The 18,585-nt window shown below is 61.2% G+C and carries 15 protein-coding genes and 2 pseudogenes; 10 read left to right on the top strand and 7 right to left on the bottom strand.

The window, feature by feature from the left end:
* Nucleotides 1-30: 30 nt before the first annotated feature.
* A pseudogene (locus DFR67_RS29660) lies at nt 31-477 on the bottom strand (MlaE family ABC transporter permease); the annotation flags it as partial.
* A 118-nt stretch (nt 478-595) separates the two neighbouring features.
* Nucleotides 596-1,384, bottom strand: a complete 789-nt coding sequence (locus DFR67_RS29655) for an MlaE family ABC transporter permease (RefSeq protein ID WP_245938244.1) — start codon at nt 1,382-1,384, stop codon at nt 596-598.
* 411 nt (nt 1,385-1,795) lie between these two features.
* Here DFR67_RS29655 and DFR67_RS29650 point away from each other — a divergent pair, with 411 nt between their 5' ends.
* From DFR67_RS29650 to DFR67_RS29640, 3 genes are all read left to right on the top strand, one after another.
* Entirely contained in the window at nt 1,796-2,776 is a 981-nt protein-coding gene (locus tag DFR67_RS29650; protein WP_110473050.1) for a quinone oxidoreductase family protein, read from the top strand.
* 197 nt (nt 2,777-2,973) lie between these two features.
* Entirely contained in the window at nt 2,974-4,233 is a 1,260-nt protein-coding gene (locus DFR67_RS29645; RefSeq protein WP_342766765.1) for an NAD(P)/FAD-dependent oxidoreductase, read from the top strand.
* A gap of 6 nt (nt 4,234-4,239) precedes the next feature.
* A complete protein-coding gene (locus DFR67_RS29640; RefSeq protein ID WP_110473049.1) occupies nt 4,240-4,563 on the top strand; it encodes a 2Fe-2S iron-sulfur cluster-binding protein in 324 nt (107 codons plus the stop codon).
* 4 nt (nt 4,564-4,567) lie between these two features.
* On the opposite strand, the gene DFR67_RS29635 is transcribed toward DFR67_RS29640, so the two are convergent.
* Both DFR67_RS29635 and DFR67_RS29630 read right to left on the bottom strand, forming a co-directional pair.
* Nucleotides 4,568-5,620: a helix-turn-helix transcriptional regulator gene (locus DFR67_RS29635; RefSeq protein ID WP_110473046.1), complete on the bottom strand. Its 1,053-nt coding sequence runs from the start codon at nt 5,618-5,620 to the stop codon at nt 4,568-4,570.
* Entirely contained in the window at nt 5,617-6,777 is a 1,161-nt protein-coding gene (locus DFR67_RS29630) for a LuxR C-terminal-related transcriptional regulator (protein WP_110473045.1), read from the bottom strand. Before DFR67_RS29630 ends, DFR67_RS29635 begins: the two co-directional genes overlap by 4 nt.
* A 271-nt stretch (nt 6,778-7,048) precedes the next feature.
* Between DFR67_RS29630 and DFR67_RS29625 the strand changes: the two genes are divergently transcribed.
* The 7 genes from DFR67_RS29625 (at nt 7,049) to DFR67_RS29595 (ending at nt 15,860) form a co-directional block, all read left to right on the top strand.
* The gene (locus DFR67_RS29625; protein WP_110473044.1) at nt 7,049-8,152 is read left to right on the top strand and encodes an NAD(P)-dependent alcohol dehydrogenase; all 1,104 of its coding nucleotides are present in this window, start codon (nt 7,049-7,051) and stop codon (nt 8,150-8,152) included.
* Between the two features lie 36 nt (nt 8,153-8,188).
* Nucleotides 8,189-9,637, top strand: coding sequence for an aldehyde dehydrogenase (locus DFR67_RS29620; RefSeq protein ID WP_110473043.1), 1,449 nt, complete (start codon nt 8,189-8,191; stop codon nt 9,635-9,637).
* A gap of 263 nt (nt 9,638-9,900) precedes the next feature.
* Nucleotides 9,901-11,226 (top strand): cytochrome P450, encoded by a 1,326-nt coding sequence (locus DFR67_RS29615; RefSeq protein WP_110473042.1) that lies wholly within the window; start codon nt 9,901-9,903, stop codon nt 11,224-11,226.
* Between the two features lie 127 nt (nt 11,227-11,353).
* Complete coding sequence (locus DFR67_RS29610) at nt 11,354-11,908, top strand: MarR family winged helix-turn-helix transcriptional regulator (protein ID WP_110473041.1); 555 nt, start codon at nt 11,354-11,356, stop codon at nt 11,906-11,908.
* Between the two features lie 200 nt (nt 11,909-12,108).
* Nucleotides 12,109-13,263 (top strand): acyl-CoA dehydrogenase family protein, encoded by a 1,155-nt coding sequence (locus DFR67_RS29605; protein ID WP_110473040.1) that lies wholly within the window; start codon nt 12,109-12,111, stop codon nt 13,261-13,263.
* Nucleotides 13,260-14,048: an SDR family NAD(P)-dependent oxidoreductase gene (locus tag DFR67_RS29600; protein ID WP_110473039.1), complete on the top strand. Its 789-nt coding sequence runs from the start codon at nt 13,260-13,262 to the stop codon at nt 14,046-14,048. The genes DFR67_RS29605 and DFR67_RS29600 overlap by 4 nt, the downstream gene beginning before the upstream one ends.
* A gap of 156 nt (nt 14,049-14,204) precedes the next feature.
* Nucleotides 14,205-15,860, top strand: coding sequence for an AMP-binding protein (locus DFR67_RS29595; RefSeq protein ID WP_110473038.1), 1,656 nt, complete (start codon nt 14,205-14,207; stop codon nt 15,858-15,860).
* A gap of 129 nt (nt 15,861-15,989) precedes the next feature.
* Here the strand turns inward: DFR67_RS29595 and DFR67_RS29590 are convergent, their stop codons facing one another.
* The 3 genes and pseudogenes from DFR67_RS29590 to DFR67_RS29575 form a co-directional block, all read right to left on the bottom strand.
* Nucleotides 15,990-16,892, bottom strand: coding sequence for an alpha/beta hydrolase (locus DFR67_RS29590; RefSeq protein ID WP_158540077.1), 903 nt, complete (start codon nt 16,890-16,892; stop codon nt 15,990-15,992).
* A 28-nt stretch (nt 16,893-16,920) separates the two neighbouring features.
* Nucleotides 16,921-17,988, bottom strand: a complete 1,068-nt coding sequence (locus DFR67_RS29585) for an LLM class flavin-dependent oxidoreductase (RefSeq protein WP_158540076.1) — start codon at nt 17,986-17,988, stop codon at nt 16,921-16,923.
* 456 nt (nt 17,989-18,444) lie between these two features.
* Nucleotides 18,445-18,585, bottom strand: a pseudogene (locus DFR67_RS29575) (IS110 family transposase); the annotation flags it as partial.

Genomic DNA, 18,585 nt, shown 5'->3' with positions numbered 1-18,585 from the left:
CACGGACTCACCCCCGCCGAGTTCGCCCTACAGTGGACCACGACCCACCAACCCCAAGCCGCATAGCGACTGGACCATAGAATGGGTCCCCCTCATGGACATCGTCTCCAGTGCATCGATTTCTTCACTGACCCGCATCGCGCCGAGCTGGGCGGTGAAACCGGCGCCCACTGTCGCGGTGAGTGCGATGCCGGCGATCACCGGAATGGCCTCACGAGTGTTGAAGAAAGCCGAGATGAAGCCCGACAGGGCTCCGATACCGATGTGACCCAGAGAGGTTGAGCCCTGAACTCCCACCTCGTAGCCGACAGCGGTGGTGAGCAAACCTATCACCACCAGTGTCCCGCCGATGACGGCGAGTGCCCCAGTGCCCATGCTGACCTCGGCGATCAGACGAAGTACCTCGATACGGTACCGGTTGATGGTGTGAGGGATCGCGCCGATGGTCCTGCCGTAGAACGCGGTCTGCTTGCCCATCTCCTCGATGGCGCCGACCGGTGCATCGATTGCCCGCGTGGCAGTACGCCGAAATCCCTTGAGTGGTGTTTTGTCTGTTGTCACTGGCTTGGACACGTGGAGGACTTCACTTTCTGTTTCAGTGCAGCGCGAATGTCGTGATGACGGAGTTGGCCATGAACAGCAGCAAAAAGCTGAAGACGACGGTTTGATTGACTGCGTCGCCGACTCCCTTGGGACCGCCGGTCACATTCAGACCGAGATGGCACGCGACCAATCCGGCCAACGTTCCGAAGACGCCGGCCTTGATCTCACTGACGAAGAAGTCGGGCAGGCCGGTGAGTATGGAAATGCTGGTGATGTATTGCCCCGGAGAGGCACCCTGGATGTAGACGGTCGCGACGTAGCCGCCGATCAATCCGACTGCCGAGACGAGTCCGTTCAGAAAGACGGCTACCACTGCCGATGCGACTACCCTTGGAACACAAAGTCTCTGGATCGGATCGATGCCGAGCACGCGCATCGCGTCGATCTCCTCGCGAATTGTGCGGGAACCGAGATCGGCGCAGATCGCCGTCGAACCGGCACCAGCGACAACGAGCACGGTGACGATGGGTCCGATCTCGCGAATGATCGCGACACCTGCGCCGGCGCCGCTGAGATCCACCGCCCCGACCTCGGCGAGCAGGATGTTGATCTCGTACACGAACATCATGCAGAACGGGATCGACATCAAGAGTGCCGGGAGAATCGAGATCGACGCGATGAACCAGGCCTGCGTGAGAAATTCCTTCAGCTGGAACTTCGCGGTGAAGAGGTATCGAAATGTCTCCAGTGACGTTGCATAGAACCCGCCGACTGCTTTTGGAATCGTGGCGGCGTCGGATCGGAGCTTGGAGGCTCGCGTTCGGCGCCGTGGGGCTTGCACAGCCACTTGGTCCTCCCTATTGCGACGACTAGGTCGCGTTGTGAATGTGTGCACCCATGCGAGCAGTCCCCGTAGCTGCTCGTCCCGTGCCGGGTGACGACACTTCGATCGACCCACCCGCCACGTGCGCAATTGCGCTGTGGGGTGGCTCACATTTCGGTACGGAGTCTCACGGTAGTGGGACTCAAAAGACGGGGCGTCCCCCCAGTGGGGAGTTTCCTACCCCCAGTGCGGGGTAGGGGTCATTCGGGAGGGAAAGTCGGGGGGAGTTGTGGCCGACGGGGTGCGAATGGCCGAGTGCTGACCGGGGTCGGGGCCCACATCGAGATGAGGAGCAAATTCGACCACGAACTGCTTGGTCTGGCAATCTTTTGGGACTATCGTCAAATGGTCTGGCCAAAGGAGGCATTCGTGCGCGGTGTGTTGTTGGAGTCTTTCGGTGCTGCTGATCAGCTGCGTTTCGCTGAAACCGCAGATCCTGTCGACCGGGCCGGCTGGGTGACGGTCGAACTCAAAGCAAGTGCGCTGAACTGGCATGACGTGCTCGTTCGGCAGGGCCGCTACAACTCGCCACTGCCGCATGTGCTCGGAGCAGATGGTGCAGGTGTTCGCACCGACACCGGGGAGCCGGTGGTCGTACTGCCTTCGGTCCACTGGGGCGACCGGGACACCGCGCCCGGCGAAGATTGGGAAATACTCGGCGACCGCGTGCGTGGCACGTATGCCGAGCTGGTATCCGTACCGGTCGAATGTCTTGCTCCGAAGCCCGAAACGTACAGCTGGGCCGAGGCGGCTGCGCTTCCGTTGGTAGGAGTCACGACCTACCGGGCGCTGGTCAGCCGGGGCCGATTGACGGCCGGTGAATCGATATTGATCGTGGGGGCCGGTGGCGGGGTGTCGACAATGGCCGTCGCCCTTGCCGGTGGCATCGGTGCGACTGTCCATGTCACAGGATCGAGTAAATCAAAACTGGAGCGTGCCATAGAGATCGGCGCCGGCGGGGGAGTACTGCACACCGACGACGACTGGCCGGAAAAGGCGCGCGCACTATCTCCGGGCGGCGCCGGGTTCGACGTGATACTCGATCCGGTCGGCCTCTGGGGTTCGTCGATCAGGGCGCTTCGAAAAGGCGGCAGGTTGGTAGTCCTCGGGGCGAACGTCGCCGAGCACGCGGACATCGACATCAGGCACTTCTACTTCGGTCAATTCGACCTACTCGGAACCACGATGGGAAGCCCGCGAGATTTCGCTGGTCTACTCGACTTGGTCGAGGCGGGTGCCGTGCGTCCGCCATTGATCGGCGAACGTTTCGAACTGAAGGACGCCGTCGCGGCGCACAGGTATCTCGAGTCCGGTGAGGGCTTCGGAAAGGTTGTGTTGGAACATGTCTGAATCCGGAGTCGACCAAGGGTAGCGGCTGGCCCCTCTGCGTGACCCCCTGGTGCGGGATAAAGACCACCCGCTGTGGTGACGCGTATCACCATCGAGTCGCCCACACTGATATCACTCGGGCGCGGTGGCACCCGGGTTCTGGAAGTAGTCGCAGCCGTCAACTCAGGGCGGCAGTCGGCGCACGGAGGGGGATGCCCATGAATTGTCCAGGTCAGTCCGGTAGCGACCGTGAACATGCGGTAGTGGTGGTCGGTGCTGGTCATGCCGGTGGAACCCTTGTGGGTCTGCTTCGCCAGTCAGGTCACCAGGGGCCGATCGTGCTACTCGGTGCGGAAGAGCACTATCCGTATCATCGGCCTCCGCTGTCGAAGAAGTTCCTCGGAGACGCTGTGCGACAGCTGCTTCGGCCCGAGGACTTCTACGAAGACATCGACGTCGACGTGCGGCTAGGCGTAGTGGTCGACAGTGTGGACACCGCAGCGCGCAAAGTCGTGTGTTCGGACGGCGTCGTGCTGTCCTACGAGTCGCTGGTCTTGGCAACAGGCTCGAGACCGCGGAAGCTCCCACTACCCGGCGCGGAGCTCCCTGGCGTCCTGACGTTGCGTGATCTCGAAGATGCGTACGCCCTGAGAGATTGCCTGGGCCGTGCCGACGGCGGGTTGGTGATCGTCGGCGGCGGCTACATCGGATTGGAGGTGGCTGCCGAAGCAAGGTCGCACGGGCTGCCGGTGACGGTGCTCGAGCGCGAGGACCGAGTGCTGGCCCGAGTTGCGAGCGCCGAGTTCTCTGCTCTGCTGTCCACATTTCACCGGAGTCGGGGAACCAATATCCGCACCGCTGTGGATGTCACCGGTTTTGTGGCGGGGCAGGACGGCCGGGTCGGCGGTATCGAACTGTCTGACGGGAGCACGATCGCGTGTGACGCGGTCCTGGTGGGTGTGGGAGCGATTCCCAACGACGAGCTCGCGATCGATACCGACATCGCCTCCGACGGTGGGATTCTGGTAGACGCGGCCGGCCGGACGACTGCGGATCACGTCTACGCCATCGGCGACGTCACCCGGCGCCCGACCGGCGACGGACACGCTCGGTTCGAGAGTATTCCCAGTGCCGTCGAACAAGCGAGACAGGTGGCCGCATCCATAACGGGTGGCGGTGCCTCCGACGCCGAGGTGCCCTGGTTTTGGTCGGACCAGTTCGATCTCAAGTTGAAAATAGCCGGACGCCTGGCCGGCGAGACCTCCGCGATCGTCCGTGGCGATCCCAGCACCAACAAGTTCGCTGTTTTCCATGTCGACCGGCACAACAAGGTGGTCGCCGCGGAAACAGCCAACGCACCCGCGTTTTTCATGGCGGGTAAGAAGTTCATCACCACAGGGGCGGTCGTCGACCCCTCCCTGCTGGCCGACGAGACAGTGGACCTGCGCAGTTGTGCGGTCGCCGACACCAAGAGGTGAATGTTCATGCCGAAAATAACGTACGTCGCCCCTGATGGCACTGAGTCAACCGTTGATGTGGCGGTCGGGCTGAGCGTCATGGATGGCTCCGTCAGAAACAACCTCCCCGGGATCGTTGCCGAGTGCGGTGGCGGATGTTCCTGTGCGACATGTCATGTGCACGTCGACGCGGAGTGGCAGAAGCAATTCGACGAAGCCTCGGACGAGGAATTGGAGTTGCTGGAGTTCACTGACGCGTTTTGCGCTCAGTCGCGCCTGTCGTGTCAGCTGATCGTCAACGAACAATGCGATGGCATGCGGCTCACGGTTCCAGAGGGGAACGACAGCTGACGTCTCAGGCGCGGTCAAGATAAAGCGATATCGCTTCAGATCTGTTGACGGCACCTAATTTTCGAAGAATCTTCTTGACGTGTGACTTCACGGTCTCCACCGTGATGAACAACTTCTCGGCGATGTCGGCGTTTGAGGAACCCGCGACGATCAGGTGCATGACCTCGGTCTCTCGCGCGGTCAACAGGGCGTCCAACGACGAGCTCATATCGGCGACGTCGGTGCGCTCCACGGGCCGGATGTGGGCGAAATCAGGAGCATCGAGCGCCAGATCGCCGCTCAGATGAACCTCGGACCGGTGGATCAGCTCTGACGCGAGGTCGCTGACGATCTGACGTTGCATCCACACCCGGTGTGTCCACGCTTCGCGCTCGTTCACCGTGACGAATGTCGACGTGTACAGCGCCAGTAGTGCGGCGCCGTCGCTGTCTGCCACGAGCGGGAACTGCTGATAGGCGTGAAGGAGTCCGATCACCCGGTCATTGATGACGATTGGTGAGACAACGTAGGTTTCGGAGCTCCGGATCGCTTCGACCTGGTCAAAGATGATGACGCTTCGCGTCCGCACGCACCGTTCCTCGGCAGATGTGGCGACCGGTGCTACGTCGCTGATCGGATCAGAAGTGGCTTGCCGTGGGTAGGCGATCTGTGGCTCCCACCCTTCCGGGGTCAGGGTGGAGTATGTCGCCCTTGTGAAGTCCGCGGTCTCGACGAGCTCCATGCAGATCTGTTGTGCCAGATTGCTACTCGTGGCGATGCTACTGAGACGGCGCACCGATGACGCCACCTTTTTCGAACTACTCGTCACCCGGTCGGTGAGCAGTTGCTGTCCCGAGAGTTGAACGTCGAGCAGTTCGGCGATCAAGTCCACGGTCTCGATCGAGGGGGGCGGGCCGGACGGCGTCAGCACCGACTCGATGGTGGCCGTGGTCAGGTCGAGAGCTTCCCGCAGGGAGGCGGGATTTACGTGTGCATCGAGGTCGTGTTGCTCTCGCAGTCGGACATCGATCTCCACGAGCCGGCGGAAGATCGTCGCCGCTGCTCGTCTCTTCTTCAACGAGGCCTCGAACTGCTTCTGGTCAGTTGGGCGAATTTTGCGACCGCAGCGGAGCGCGTTGACGTCCCGAGCTTCTTCGATATCTGCTTGAGGTGAGACTTGACAGTTTCTTCCGAGATGACGAGGGCTCTGGCGATCTGCGCGTTGGTGGATCCGGTGCCCATGTGCTGGAGGACTTCCCGCTCTCTCGCCGTCAGAAATGCGGTCTGCGGTGAGCCGTGGGGGCTGACCGCAGCAGTGTTGGCTCCCGCGGGTGGTGGCCCGGACGCGTCGCGAAAGGGATCGTAGGCGTCGAGCGAGAGGTCACTGAGCGCAGCGGTGATTTCGCTGAATTCTCGTTCGAACGAGATTGCGCTGTCGCGGAGACGCTCGGCAAGGATTGCGCTCTCGAAGAGCAGCGAAAGGCATTCGCTGAACGCGCTCAGTGTCTCAAGGTCTTCATGTACGACTGCGCCTTTGCCCGCCGGTCGGTCGGCGTGGATGATGCCGATCGCTTGGCCACGCGAGATAAGCGGAGCCGCAACGTATCCGCTCGACCGAGACACCTCGACCAACTGCTTGAAGGTTCGCTTGTCGTCTTCGGGATCTCTGACCATCGATGCGGCGCGATTGCGAACGATCTCGGTTTCCAGTGGCGCGTTCACGAGGGGTATTTGAACGCTGTTGACATAGCGCTCGAACTCGAGATCATCGGGATCGCCTCGTTGGGCGAAATGAAGTTGGCGAGGGATCCACATCGACCCGTGGATCGACGAGATCATCGCGCGTTCGAAGTCGAGATCGCAGCACAATGATCGGGGTACCGCTGCGATCAGATCGGTGGTCGATTTGCCGGCGAGTGTGGTGATGCCCTGTCGAATCTCAGTGATCGATGACACTGAACGAATGACCCGCTCGTTGAGTAACCGACTCTGATCCTGATGTATGAGGTGGAGCTGTCGGCACGCCTCCGAGCGCACTTCGGTGGGGACGGACGCATCCTTGAGAAATCTGTGGAGGCCATCGCGCGCTGATGTCAGCTGCGTGTCGAGAGTCGTGGCCGGCTCGGGGCGGGGTGTGGTGCCCAACAGCTCGTAGACGGCGCATAGGTGGCGGTGGGCTGTCTCGTGGGTGGTGGGCTCGTTCTCTCCCGATGCTGATGACAGATCTCTGCTCACGGTGCCTCCTTGCTCAAGCCCGACATAACTGGTACTACGCCCACAACATGTGTGACCGGGGTCATGATACTGACCTTAGACCCTCAAATGCACTGTTCGAAGATGTGCATGGATATCCGACTATTGGTAGTGCAAAGAAGTTCAGGTGTGTGATCCCCAGAGGGAGTGACGCGAGGGGGGTGTTCGAGTGGTCTTGTGACCAAGACCTTATGTACGCCTGTGTGATCTTCCTAACATGATGCCGTCAACCGAGGAATAGCAGGGAGTACGTATGGAGATCACAGCAGCGGTCGTGTCGGCGGTCGGTGAACCGTTTGAGGTGAAGAGCGTCGAACTTGCCGCGCCGGCCGCGGGGGAAGTTGCGGTGAAGATCGCCGGTGTGGGAATCTGCCACACCGATGTGGCGGTGAAGGAGGGGCATCTGCCGTTTCCATTGCCGGGAATTCTCGGCCACGAAGGCAGCGGCACGGTCACTGCTGTCGGCGACGGCGTCACGCGTGTGCAGGTCGGCGACAAGGTCGCGCTCAGTTTCAACAGTTGTGGTGCGTGTGTTCAGTGCGACAAGGACGCGCCTGCCTATTGCCTCAACTTCATGGGCCTGAACTTCAGTGGAGCACGCAGCGACGGCAGTGGCGCGATCTCGGTCGATGGTGAGCAGGCAGGAGCAAACTTCTTCGGCCAGTCGTCGCTGGCGAGTCACGCCATCGCGCACGAGCGCAATGTGGTCAAGCTTCCCGACGACGCACCTGTCGAATTGGCCGGTCCGCTCGGTTGCGGCGTTCAGACCGGGGCGGGTGCGGTGCTGAACTCGCTCGACGTGGAACCTGGTTCCGCCCTGCTCATCACTGGTGGAGGTGCGGTCGGGCTGTCTGCGGTGCTGGCGGCCGTGGTCCGTGGCGTCGGCAAGATCATCGTGGTCGAACCGCACAGTGCTCGACGGGACATCGCGTTGGACCTCGGTGCGACGGATGTGATCGACCCGGCGGCCGGCCCGTTGTCAGAACAGGTGCGGGCGATCGTGCCGGCCGGTGTCGATTACGCGCTGGACACCACGGCGATCGTCTCCGTACTCGAGCAGATCGTCGCATCACTCGCGGTTCGCGGTTCGCTCGGACTGATCGGTGTTCCAGCCGACCCCGCAGCGGCACTTCCGGTCAGCTTGTTCCAGTCGCAGCTGTTCGGTCTGACCATCCGCGGAATCGTCGAGGGCGACGCCGATCCGCAGACGTTCATCCCGTACCTGCTGGACCTCCACCGGAAAGGTCAGTTCCCTTTCGACAAGCTGATCACCACGATGCCGTTCTCACAGATCAACGAGGCGGTACAGGCCCAGCTCAGTGGCGAAGCCATCAAGGTCGTCCTGCTCGCCGAGTGATTGTCACCCCCTACGACAACGAAGAAGGTTTCGTTCATGACAACAACTGAGTTCGAACAGTTCTACATCAACGGCGACTGGCAGCCGCCCAAGTCCAACAACCGCATCACGGTCGTATCGCCCAACACGGAACAGGTCATCGGCTCGGTGCCCGATGGTGCCGAAGGTGACGTCGACGCTGCCGTCGCGGCAGCCCGCGCCGCGTTCGCAGATCCCTCGGGGTGGTCGCGATGGAGCGGTGATAAACGTGCGGCCGTCATGGAACGCCTTGCCGATGAACTCGACAAGCGTGCTCCTGAGATGGTGCAGGCCATCAGCTCGCAGAACGGCATGCCTGTCGCGGTCGCCGAGAAGCTCGAAGCTGTGTTTCCGCAATTGCTGCTGCGGTACTACGCGGGACTTGCCCGGGAGAATGCATTCGAGGAAACGCGCCCCGGTCTGCTCGGCGGCTCCACACTCGTCACGTCAGCGCCGATCGGCGTGGTCGGGGCGATCGTTCCGTGGAACTTCCCACAGGCTTTGGCCGCGTTCAAGTATGCGCCGGGTCTGGCGGCCGGCTGCACATTTGTGATCAAGCCATCACCTGAAACTGTCTTCGACAGTTATCTTTTCGCCGAAGCAGTGAAGGCCGCTGGGATTCCGGCCGGTGTCATCAACATCGTGCCGGGCGGACGAGAGCTCGGCGCCTACCTCGTGGCGCACCCGGGCGTCGACAAGGTTGCGTTCACCGGTTCCACTGCGGCCGGCCGCAACATCGCCGAGGTGTGCGGCCGTCTGCTGCGACCCGTCACGCTGGAACTGGGTGGCAAATCGGCCGCCATCATTCTCGACGACGTGGATCTAGATCTGGCGAAGATCGGTGAACAGCTTTTTGCGGCAACGCTGTTGAACAACGGCCAGGTGTGTTACCTGGGTACGAGAATCTTGGCACCGCGCTCGCGTTACCAAGAAGTCGTCGACACGTTCACCGGTCTGGCCGGTTCGTTGAACGTCGGTGACGCGCTGGATGCGACCACCCAGATCGGTCCGATGGCCAGCTCGCGTCAACGAGACCGGGTCGAGTCGTACATAGCGAAGGGCAAAGGCGACGGCGCGAAGATCACCATCGGTGGTGGGCGGCCCGCTGATCTCGATGCCGGCTGGTTCGTGGAACCGACCATCTTCGCCGATGTCGATAACAATTATGCGATTGCGCAGGAGGAGATCTTCGGACCGGTTCTCTCTCTGATCCCGTACGACAGCGACAGTGAGGCGATCGCGATTGCGAATGCCAGCGACTACGGGCTGGGTGGGACGGTGTGGACTTCTGATCACGACCGTGGGGTCGCTGTGGCCCGGCAGATCGAGTCCGGCACGGTCGGTATCAACAATTACCTGCCGGACCCGACGGCGCCGTTCGGTGGGGTCAAGGGCAGCGGTCTCGGACGCGAACTGGGACCGGAAGCGTTGCTGGCCTATTCCGTGCAGAAGTCGATCTACCTGTGACATCAGTTGTGCGCATCGTCCAAAGACGCTAATAGTCAATGGCTCTCGTCGGTTCAGTTGACTCTGGGTTCAGCCGACGAGCATGAGTCCGACTCTTTTTCACGCGAGTGCGAAAGGGGTCGGACTTTTGCTTGGTGGGGGACTACAGAAGTCACCCCCCGATGGAGGGTTCTTCCCCTCAGTGGGGTGATGTGGATCACGGTGGATGAACGGCAAGCTGTTGGGCACAGACATTTTCATGACAGCCTAGGAGGGACCCAAAGGTGACAACAACAGAAGCTCGGACAGCCGAAGCCGTACCGGAATCGATTGCGAAGCAAGTGGTATTGCCCGAAGGGCATCGCGATGAAACGGCACTCTTCGAGGCGTATCGCTGGCTCCGGGAAAACAATCCGGTCGGCGTCGCACTGGTGGACGGGTACGACCCCATCCATCTCGTGAGCAAGCACGCGGACATCATGGAGATCGAGCGGCAGCCACAGATCTTCACGAGCGGTGGTGGTGAGAACAAGGGTTTCGAGAACCCGATCCTGACCAACCAGGCTGGTGATGAGTTCACGAAATCGATCAACAACGGAAGTCTTCGGATCCTCGAGACGCTCACTTATCTCGATCCGCCTGAGCACACGGTGATCAAGGACATCGCGCTGGATTGGTTCCGTCCTGGAAATCTCAAGCAATGGGAGACCCGGATCCGAGATCTCGCACGAGACTCCGTGTCCAGATTGGTCGAGTCGGACGGGCAACTGGACTTCGTCAAGGACTTCTCGATCCACTACCCACTTCATGTGATCATGAGCCTGTTCGGTGTTCCCGCATCCGACGAGCCCAGGATGATGGCGCTGACGCAGGATTTCTTCGGGGTGGCGGATCCCGATGCGGCTCGGGAGGATGTCGAACCGTTGACACCGGCAGCGGCAGCACAGCAATGGGCCGCAACCATCCAGGACTTCTTCGCCTACTTCGGTGACCTCGTGGACGATCGGCGAGCGAACCCGCGCGACGACCTCGCCACGATCATCGCCAATGGACGAGGCGAAGACGGCGAGTATTACCCGCGCGAGACCGCTTACGGTTACTTCGTCGCGATTGCGACTGCGGGTCACGACACCACGTCGTCCACGTTGTCGGGTGGTATCCACGCGCTGTCACAGGACCCTGATCTCTTGCGCCGGATTCAGGGAGATCTCTCCCTTGTTCCCAATCTGGTCAACGAATCATTGCGGTGGGCATCGCCGGTGAAACATTTCATGCGTACAGCTTTGTCGCCATATGAGCTCCGCGGGCAGAAGATCGAGCCCGGGGATCGGTTCATGCTGCTGTACCAGTCGGGCAATCGTGACGCCGACGTTTTCGACGAGCCGGATGTCTTCAACATCGACCGCCGCCCCAACAAGCACATCGCGTTCGGATACGGCCCGCACATGTGCATCGGTCAACATCTGGCGAAGATCGAACTCCGGATCATGTTCGAGGAGCTACTACCCAAGCTCGAGCAGATCGAGATCGCCGGCGACACGAAGGTCATCCAGACGAACTTCGTGGGTGGGCTGAAGAACATGCCGGTGAGTCTGTCTTTCGCGAAGTAGAAGAATTTCTGAGGCTGATGCCGAGGATGAGGGGGTGGCACGTCTTGCCGGCCGACCGCTCACCCTTGGCGCGGCCGCTGATCCGCGCCAAGGGCGGCGCGGCTACGCGTTGTGGGAGCATTTAGGCGTGCCTGCCCGCAGAGGACCCTTGCCCATCGACCCCATTGCCGAAGCTCATCGGCAGTGGGTCAGGCAGGGCTGGTACGAGGTGGCCGACGGGATGGCGGCGATCACGTCGGTGATGCGAGTGCAGCAGATCATGTTGTCCCGGATCGAGGACGTGCTCAAACCTTACAAATTGAGCTTTGCGCGTTACGAACTCCTGGCGTTGCTGATGTTCTCCAAGACCGGCTTGCTGCCGATGGCGAAGATAGGCGAACGATTGCAGGTTCATCCGACAAGCGTGACGAACGTGGTCGACCGACTGGAGAGCGCCGCCTTCGTCGAGCGCGTACCGCACCCCACCGACCGTCGGGCGACTCTCATCCAGATCACTCAGGTCGGCCGTGACGTCGTCGCATCCGCCACCGACGAACTCAATCGCCGCGTGTTCCCGGATATCGGCCTGACCTCCAGCGAGCTCAGCGAGCTGAACGCGATCCTGGGCAAATACCGGTTCTTGGCAGGCGACTTCATCGAAGACGCCCCTCAGGCTCCCTGGGCAGTCGCCCCGCAGGCCTGACCTCCCGTCCATCGGCGGACGCTGGCTGTGGTGCACGCCCAAAGTAGTTGGAAGTCCTATAGTAGGAAGTCCTACTACTCTGGTATAGTGATTGCCATCACCTCCTTCTCCCCGTAAGTGATCCGGGACGGATGGGTGATCCCCACAACCTGCGTGGGCCGTCTTCCGCCGGGGTGCCGGCGTGTTCATGAGGAGTTCTTATGGTTTCTTTCGAATTCGACGAAGTGCATCAAGATTTCGCCAAGACTCTGCGGGCGTTCTCCGATCAGGAGCTGCTTCCCCGATACCGCGACCGGGCAGCGTCCACCGACTTTCCCTTTGACGCCTACAAGCAGCTCGGCGACCTCGGTGTCCTCGGCATCGGTTTGCCTGAGGAGTTCGGCGGAACGGGGGAGGAGGACCCGGTGCTGCTGGGCTTGGCCACCGAGACGCTGGCGGCGGGTGACGTGAACGTGGCTTCCGCGCCGGTACAGCTCGGGCTGGTTGCGTCACAGTTCATGCACTGCGGCCGAGAAGTGCAGGAGCGGTATCTGCCACCGCTGATCAGTGGTGACGAGACCGCAGCCATTGCGCTTACAGAACCAGGGTCCGGATCTGATGCCAGTGCACTTCGCACGACGGCCACACCGGTTCCCGGCGGTTGGAACATCAATGGCGAGAAGACCGCGATCACATGGGCGATGAACGCCACGACCGCCTTGGTGTATGCGCGGACACCTGGGACGTCGCGGACGAGCGGCATCAGTTGTTTTGTGGTCCCGATGAACGAAAAGGGAGTTTCCGCACATCAAATGCTCGGGATGGGCTGCCTGCCCCTGGGCTGGGGATCAATCCACTTCGACGATGTATTCGTCCCGACCGAGAACCTGGTTGGCGACGAGGGGCGTGGATTCCACGCTGTGATGGGCCATTTCGACTTCAGTCGGGCAGCCTTGGGACTGTTGTGCCTCGGCGCGGCGCGCCAGAGTTTGGATGAGGCAGTCGCTTACGCGCAGGAGCGGGAAACGTTCGGCCACCCGATCGCCGACTACCAGGGCATCTCATTCTTGATCGCCGAGCATGCGACGTATCTGGAAGCGGCGCGTTGGATCTGCTATCGAGCGTTGTGGATGCGGGCAACCGGCCAACCGCACACCGCGTTGGCGTCCATGGGCAAATGGTGGCCGCCTGTGGTTGCAAAAAATGCGATCGAGGCCGCAATGCGGATTCACGGCAACCTTGGCTATTCGGCCGAGTTTCCGCTGCAACAACGCTACAGAGACGTAACGGCCTACCTCGTGGCCGACGGAACGAGTGAGATCCAAAAACGCATCATCTCCAAGAATGTATTCGCGCGAAAGACGGTGGCGTTGTGAATGGGGTACCCACGGTCCGAAAACTCGAGGAAAGCAGTGCGCTGATCGTCGGCGGGACCGCCGGCATCGGGTTGTACTCGGCTCTGGCTCTGGCCGAGGCCGGAGTTCCGAATGTCGTTCTGGTGGGGCGCTCGATTGACCGTGGCCGCCACGCCCTAGAGGTATTCGCGGAGGCCGGTGTCGGCAAACCGGCCTTCGTTCAAGGCGACGCCCGTACTCCCGAAGGTGCCGCAGAGATAGTCGCGAGTGCGTTAGAAGTGTTGCCGGCGATAGACATCCTGGTCTGCTCGACCGCTGCCGATGTCAAGCCGGAACTCTTCAAGGACATTCCTACCGATGACATCGGGCGGATTTTCACCGAGTTGGCGCTGCCGTCCATGCACATGACGAGCAGTGTGTTGCCCCAGATGCGATCACAGGGTGGCGGTGTGATCGTCAACGTGGCTTCTGATGCAGCGAAGACCGCGACGCCGGGGGAGTCCGTGATCGGTGCGGCCAAGGCCGGGATCGTGATGTTCACCCGCACGATCGCAATCGAAGAGAAGCGACACGGCATCAGGGCCAACGCGATGACCCCGTCGCTTGTCCACGGGACCGCATCGACCGAGCGGATCACGGCGGATGGCTTCAGCGCGAAACTGTTCGCCAAAGCAGCGCAGCAGGCCCATCTTGGTGTGCCGATCGCCGAGGATCTCGGTGCGCTGGCGGTCTTCTTATGCAGTCCCGCTGCGGCAAAGCTCACCGGCCAGGCGATCAGTGTCAATGGTGGCATTTCGGCCGCATGACAGGGGTCCCCCGATCGAGTGACTGACCGGGGGAGTTAAGGGTGATCGTCGCCGAAGAAACGGACATTGGCGACGTCCCTCTCTATTTTCATCAGTAGCGGCTCAGGCCACACCGCGGCCCGTCGCGTATGCACCACTCACGTTCGGAGGCAGACCATGACCACCCACATCGACGACCGAGAGATCCGTCCCGAAGATCGATATGAGAGTGCGGTGACGGCGCAGTTCCGCAGCGACGGATACTGGCGGGACGAGAGTCTTGCACAATGGGTCGATCACTGGGCGTCGGTGCAACCTGAAGTCGAGGTTTTCTCCGACGGGGACGTGGCGTACACCTGGGCCGAGCTGCGGAACAAGGGGTACCGGCTGGCTGCGGCGCTGCGTAAACGGGGAATCGGGCGAGGCGACCGCGTCCAGGTGCAGTTGCCCAACTGGTCTGAGTTCGCGGTCATCTATGTGGCGCTGGCTCGGATCGGGGCAGTGCTGGTGCCAACGATGCCGATCTACCGTCACGACGAGGTGGCATATGTCATCAACCATTCCGGAGCACGAATGTCATTCGTGGGAAACATGTTTCGAGGATTCAACTATGCCGATATGCTCGAGGAGATCCGTCCACAGTGCGTTGGCCTCGAAGAGGTCGTGGTGGTGCGTGCTGAAGATGGCGCCTCCGTGACACGATTCGAAGAGCTTGTCGGCGAGGGTGATACACCGTTGGATGAAGAACTCGGACCGATTCCTTCCGCTGATGACACACACGCAATCATCTACACCTCGGGAACGGAGTCGCGGCCGAAGGGTTGCCAGCACACGTTCAACACCATGACGTACAGCCTATACAACCTGTGCCGCGACATCCTTCATCTCGGCCCGGGGGAAGTCATGTTTCAACCGTCGCCGGTCACTCATGCAACTGGACTCATGGCAGGGGTCACCGGGCCGATAGTGCTGGGCGCATCCGCACACATCATGCCGGCGTGGGATCCGGTGGACGGAATGCGCAGGATCGAAAAGTATCGCTGCACAGCGAGCATGACTGCAACGCCATTTGTGCGCATGGCTCTTGATGCACTCGATGGCGGTGAGTTCGACGTATCCTCGCTCAAGGTCTGGGACTGTGCGGGTGCGCCTATCCCCGAGGTGCTGCTCCGGGAGTGGCAAGCCAAGATGCCGACCACCGCCCTTCTCCCGCTCTACGGGTGCAGTGAGGGTTTCATCGTCACTGCGTGTACGCCAGACAGTGACCCTGCAAAGGCGGTCACCTCGGATGGTAATGCCCCTGCAGGAGTTTGGCTCGAACTGCGTGACCCGGACGGCGCGGTTGTGCCGCAGGGCGAAGAAGGTGAGATCTGGCATGGCGGCCCGGGACTGATGCTGTCCTACTGGCAGAACCCGGAACGAACAGCGAATGAAATCGACGCCGACGGTTTCAAGAGATCAGGTGACCTCGGCCGGATGGACCCGGACGGATACCTCCGGGTGACGGGCCGTATCAAGGACCTGATCATTCGCGGCGGCACCAACATCTCGGCGCGCGAGATCGAAGAGCACCTACTGACCCACCCCGACATCGTCAATGCGGCGGTGGTGGGCTATCCCGATGAACGGCTGGGTGAGCGGGCCTGTGCTTTCGTTGTCCCGGCCGAGGGGGCGACGCCGACCCTTGAGGCGGTCGCGGACTATCTGAAGAACGATCGAAAGATCGCCATCCAGAAGTTGCCCGAACGCCTGACGATCGTCGAATCTCTACCCACAACCGCCACAGGAAAGGTGCAGAAGTTTCTGCTGCGTAATACCCTCACGGCTCAGTGAAGCATGCTTGGGCGAGTTCGTGGCAACACTTTTGACTCCACAATCTAGTACAAATGCAGGAGACGGAGTCGATCACAGCTCAGCGGCGCCAAATCTCGGGTGACAGAGAATTGGCGCCGCTCCGCTGCGTTACACCTCGGACTTCGTAGCCAAGTGCTGTCGAAGGAATGCGCCGATACGGGCGGTGGATGCCTTGGCCTCGGGAAGGAAGCCGAAGACCGGCCAAATATGCACCATGTCTTGGCCGATCTCGAGATCGACCTGACCACCTGCGGCCTTGACCTTCTCGACCAGTCGCACGGCGTCATCGTGCAGACCCTCGTCGGTTCCCACGAGGACTCTCAACGGCGGCAGGCCTCCGACGTCGGCGTAGAGCGGGGAGGCATACGGAGTCGATTTCGGGTCCTGGCCGCCAAGGTAAGCACCCCCCATGGCCTCGACGAGCGCCGCGGCGGGAAGCGGGTCCAGATGGGCTCGTTCGGTCAGCGAAGCACCTTCACCGGCGAGATCGACGAGTGGCGAACAGGCGACCGCCGCGTCAGGGGCCTGATCGCCATCGTCGCGCAGCTTCACCAGTGCCCCGACGACGATACCCCCGCCGGCCGAGTCGCCAACCAGGGCAACACTTCGCACTCCGTCCTGCTGCCGAGCCCAGCGGTAGGCCGTGACGACGTCGTCGAGTGGGGCTGGGAAAGGATTTTCCGGCGCTAAACGGTAGTCGACGACCAGGGCCCGGGCACCCGACGCCTGTGAGAGGCGGTACCCGAAATCCTGGTACCCCTTCGCCGTACCCATACAGAACCCACCGCCGTGCACGACGACGACTACCTGCTCGTGCGTGGTCCCAGGCGCATCAACCCAGAATGCCGGGACTCCGCCTGCGTCTACTTCTTCGACGTTTGCGTCGGCAGGTACGGGAAACTGAACCAGCACCTCGTCGTAGAGCCTGCGGTAATCTTCCATGGTGGCCTCCGGCTCGGAGACCAAGTGTGAGAGCAGGTCTCGAGCCCGGCTCAATTCGGGACTAGCCATTGTCATCCTCCTTGAAAGTGATTGTTGTTCAAAGCTTTTCGAGCTTGGGCTTGACCTCGCGGGTGAAGAGCTCGTAACCGGCCTCGGCAGTCTCGCCCTTGATGCCGCCATACTGGAACACCGAAATGACCTCGTAGTCGCCCACAATCGCCCGCCGTTCCTCGTGCTTGGCGATCTGCTCTTCTGGTGTTCCCCAGATCTGCGCGTTGGCATAGACGTCACACACCGCCTCAATGCCCATCTGCTCGATGGCGTCTTTGGCCGCTGCATAGGACGCATAGCCCTTTGTGTGCTCGAAATGGCGGCCGCCGAACTCGTAATGCTCGACACAGGTGAGGTAGTAGTTTGCGCAAGCTTCGTATGCGACGCGACGAGCTTCTTCAGAGTCGTTGTGGCAGTAAGTGAGATCAATCATCATCGGCGGCGGTGCTTCCCCGCCGTGGGTGTCTTTGAAAGCCTTGCGGTAGTCCTCGATCATTGGCATGTGCATGGCTTCCATCGGGCCTTGGATGAACGCCATCATCGGAATGCCGAGTTTTCCCGCTGCGATCGCCGAGTCGGGACTCATCGCCACCATTGTGGTACGGCCTTTGAAGGTTGCCAGCGGCTTCGGGTGTACGGCGACCTTCGACTGCTTGTAGAACTTGCCGTCGTTCTCGACGAACCCGTCTTCGAGGCCCCGCATGATCATCTCGGCGGCCTCATCGAAGCGCTCGCGCGACTCATTCATGTCGAGACCGAAACCCTCGTACTCCCGCCGCGCAAGACCCCGACCCATTCCGAACATGGCCCTGCCGTCGGAAAGGTTGTCGAGAAGAGCGATCTTTTCGACAACGCGGGTAGGTTCGTTCCAGGGCAAGATGACGGCTGTCGTGTGCAGCTTTGCGTTCTTTGTCTGGCCCGCGAGGTAAGAAAGAAATTGCGTGTTGTCGGGGCACATCGAGTACCCGGGATCGAAGTGGTGCTCAACACAGCCGATGCTCTCGTACCCGTCCGCGTCCGCCCGCAGGGAGAGCGCGATCTGATCCTTGTATATCTCGTAGTCCGACGACGCGTTGTTGTAATTCTGAATCAGGTTGGTCATATGGACTTTCATGTGCGCTCCTTTGTATGAGGCGGTGGCACACCGCTGCTGTCTCGTGCTCGGCACTGTGCGTGCCTGAGTGAATGCATACATGTGCTGACCAGTACCGGACCGAGCCTTTGTGACTGCAATCACTCTCGAACACTGGAATCAGGTTCGCAGTTCACGATGGTCGAAAATTGTCCTATCCCGCTACGGTCGGGCTAATTGTGTCGATATGAGACAACGCCTGGGAAGGTCCCCGCCCAAGCGTCGTGGAGCGGTGTTGGAAGGCGACCCACCTTTATCAACACAGCCCCATTCGACGTTTGGACAGCAATTCGCTCTCTTCACCGGAGCGGCACGCGGACAAAGTCGTGCGCACGCGATCAGACTTGCCGAAGAAGGTGCCGACATCATCGCCGTCGACATCTGCGCTCCGGTCTCCACCCGCCGTACTCGCTGGGGGGGGTGTCCCTATGGGTTTAGTCAAGCGGCAGCTGTTGCCGGTTGCCGGTAAGGCTCGTTGTTCTTGATCATGGCGTAGAGAACGTCGCAACGGCGTCTGGCCAGGCAGATCAGCGCGGCGTTGTGCTTCTTTCCTTCGGCCCGTTTGCGGTCGTAGTAGGT

The sequence above is a fragment of the Williamsia limnetica genome (assembly GCF_003217475.1).
Lineage (GTDB): Bacteria > Actinomycetota > Actinomycetes > Mycobacteriales > Mycobacteriaceae > Williamsia > Williamsia limnetica.
The sequence above is the reverse complement of the archived record's forward strand: the minus strand, read 5'-3'. Positions and strand labels throughout refer to the sequence as shown.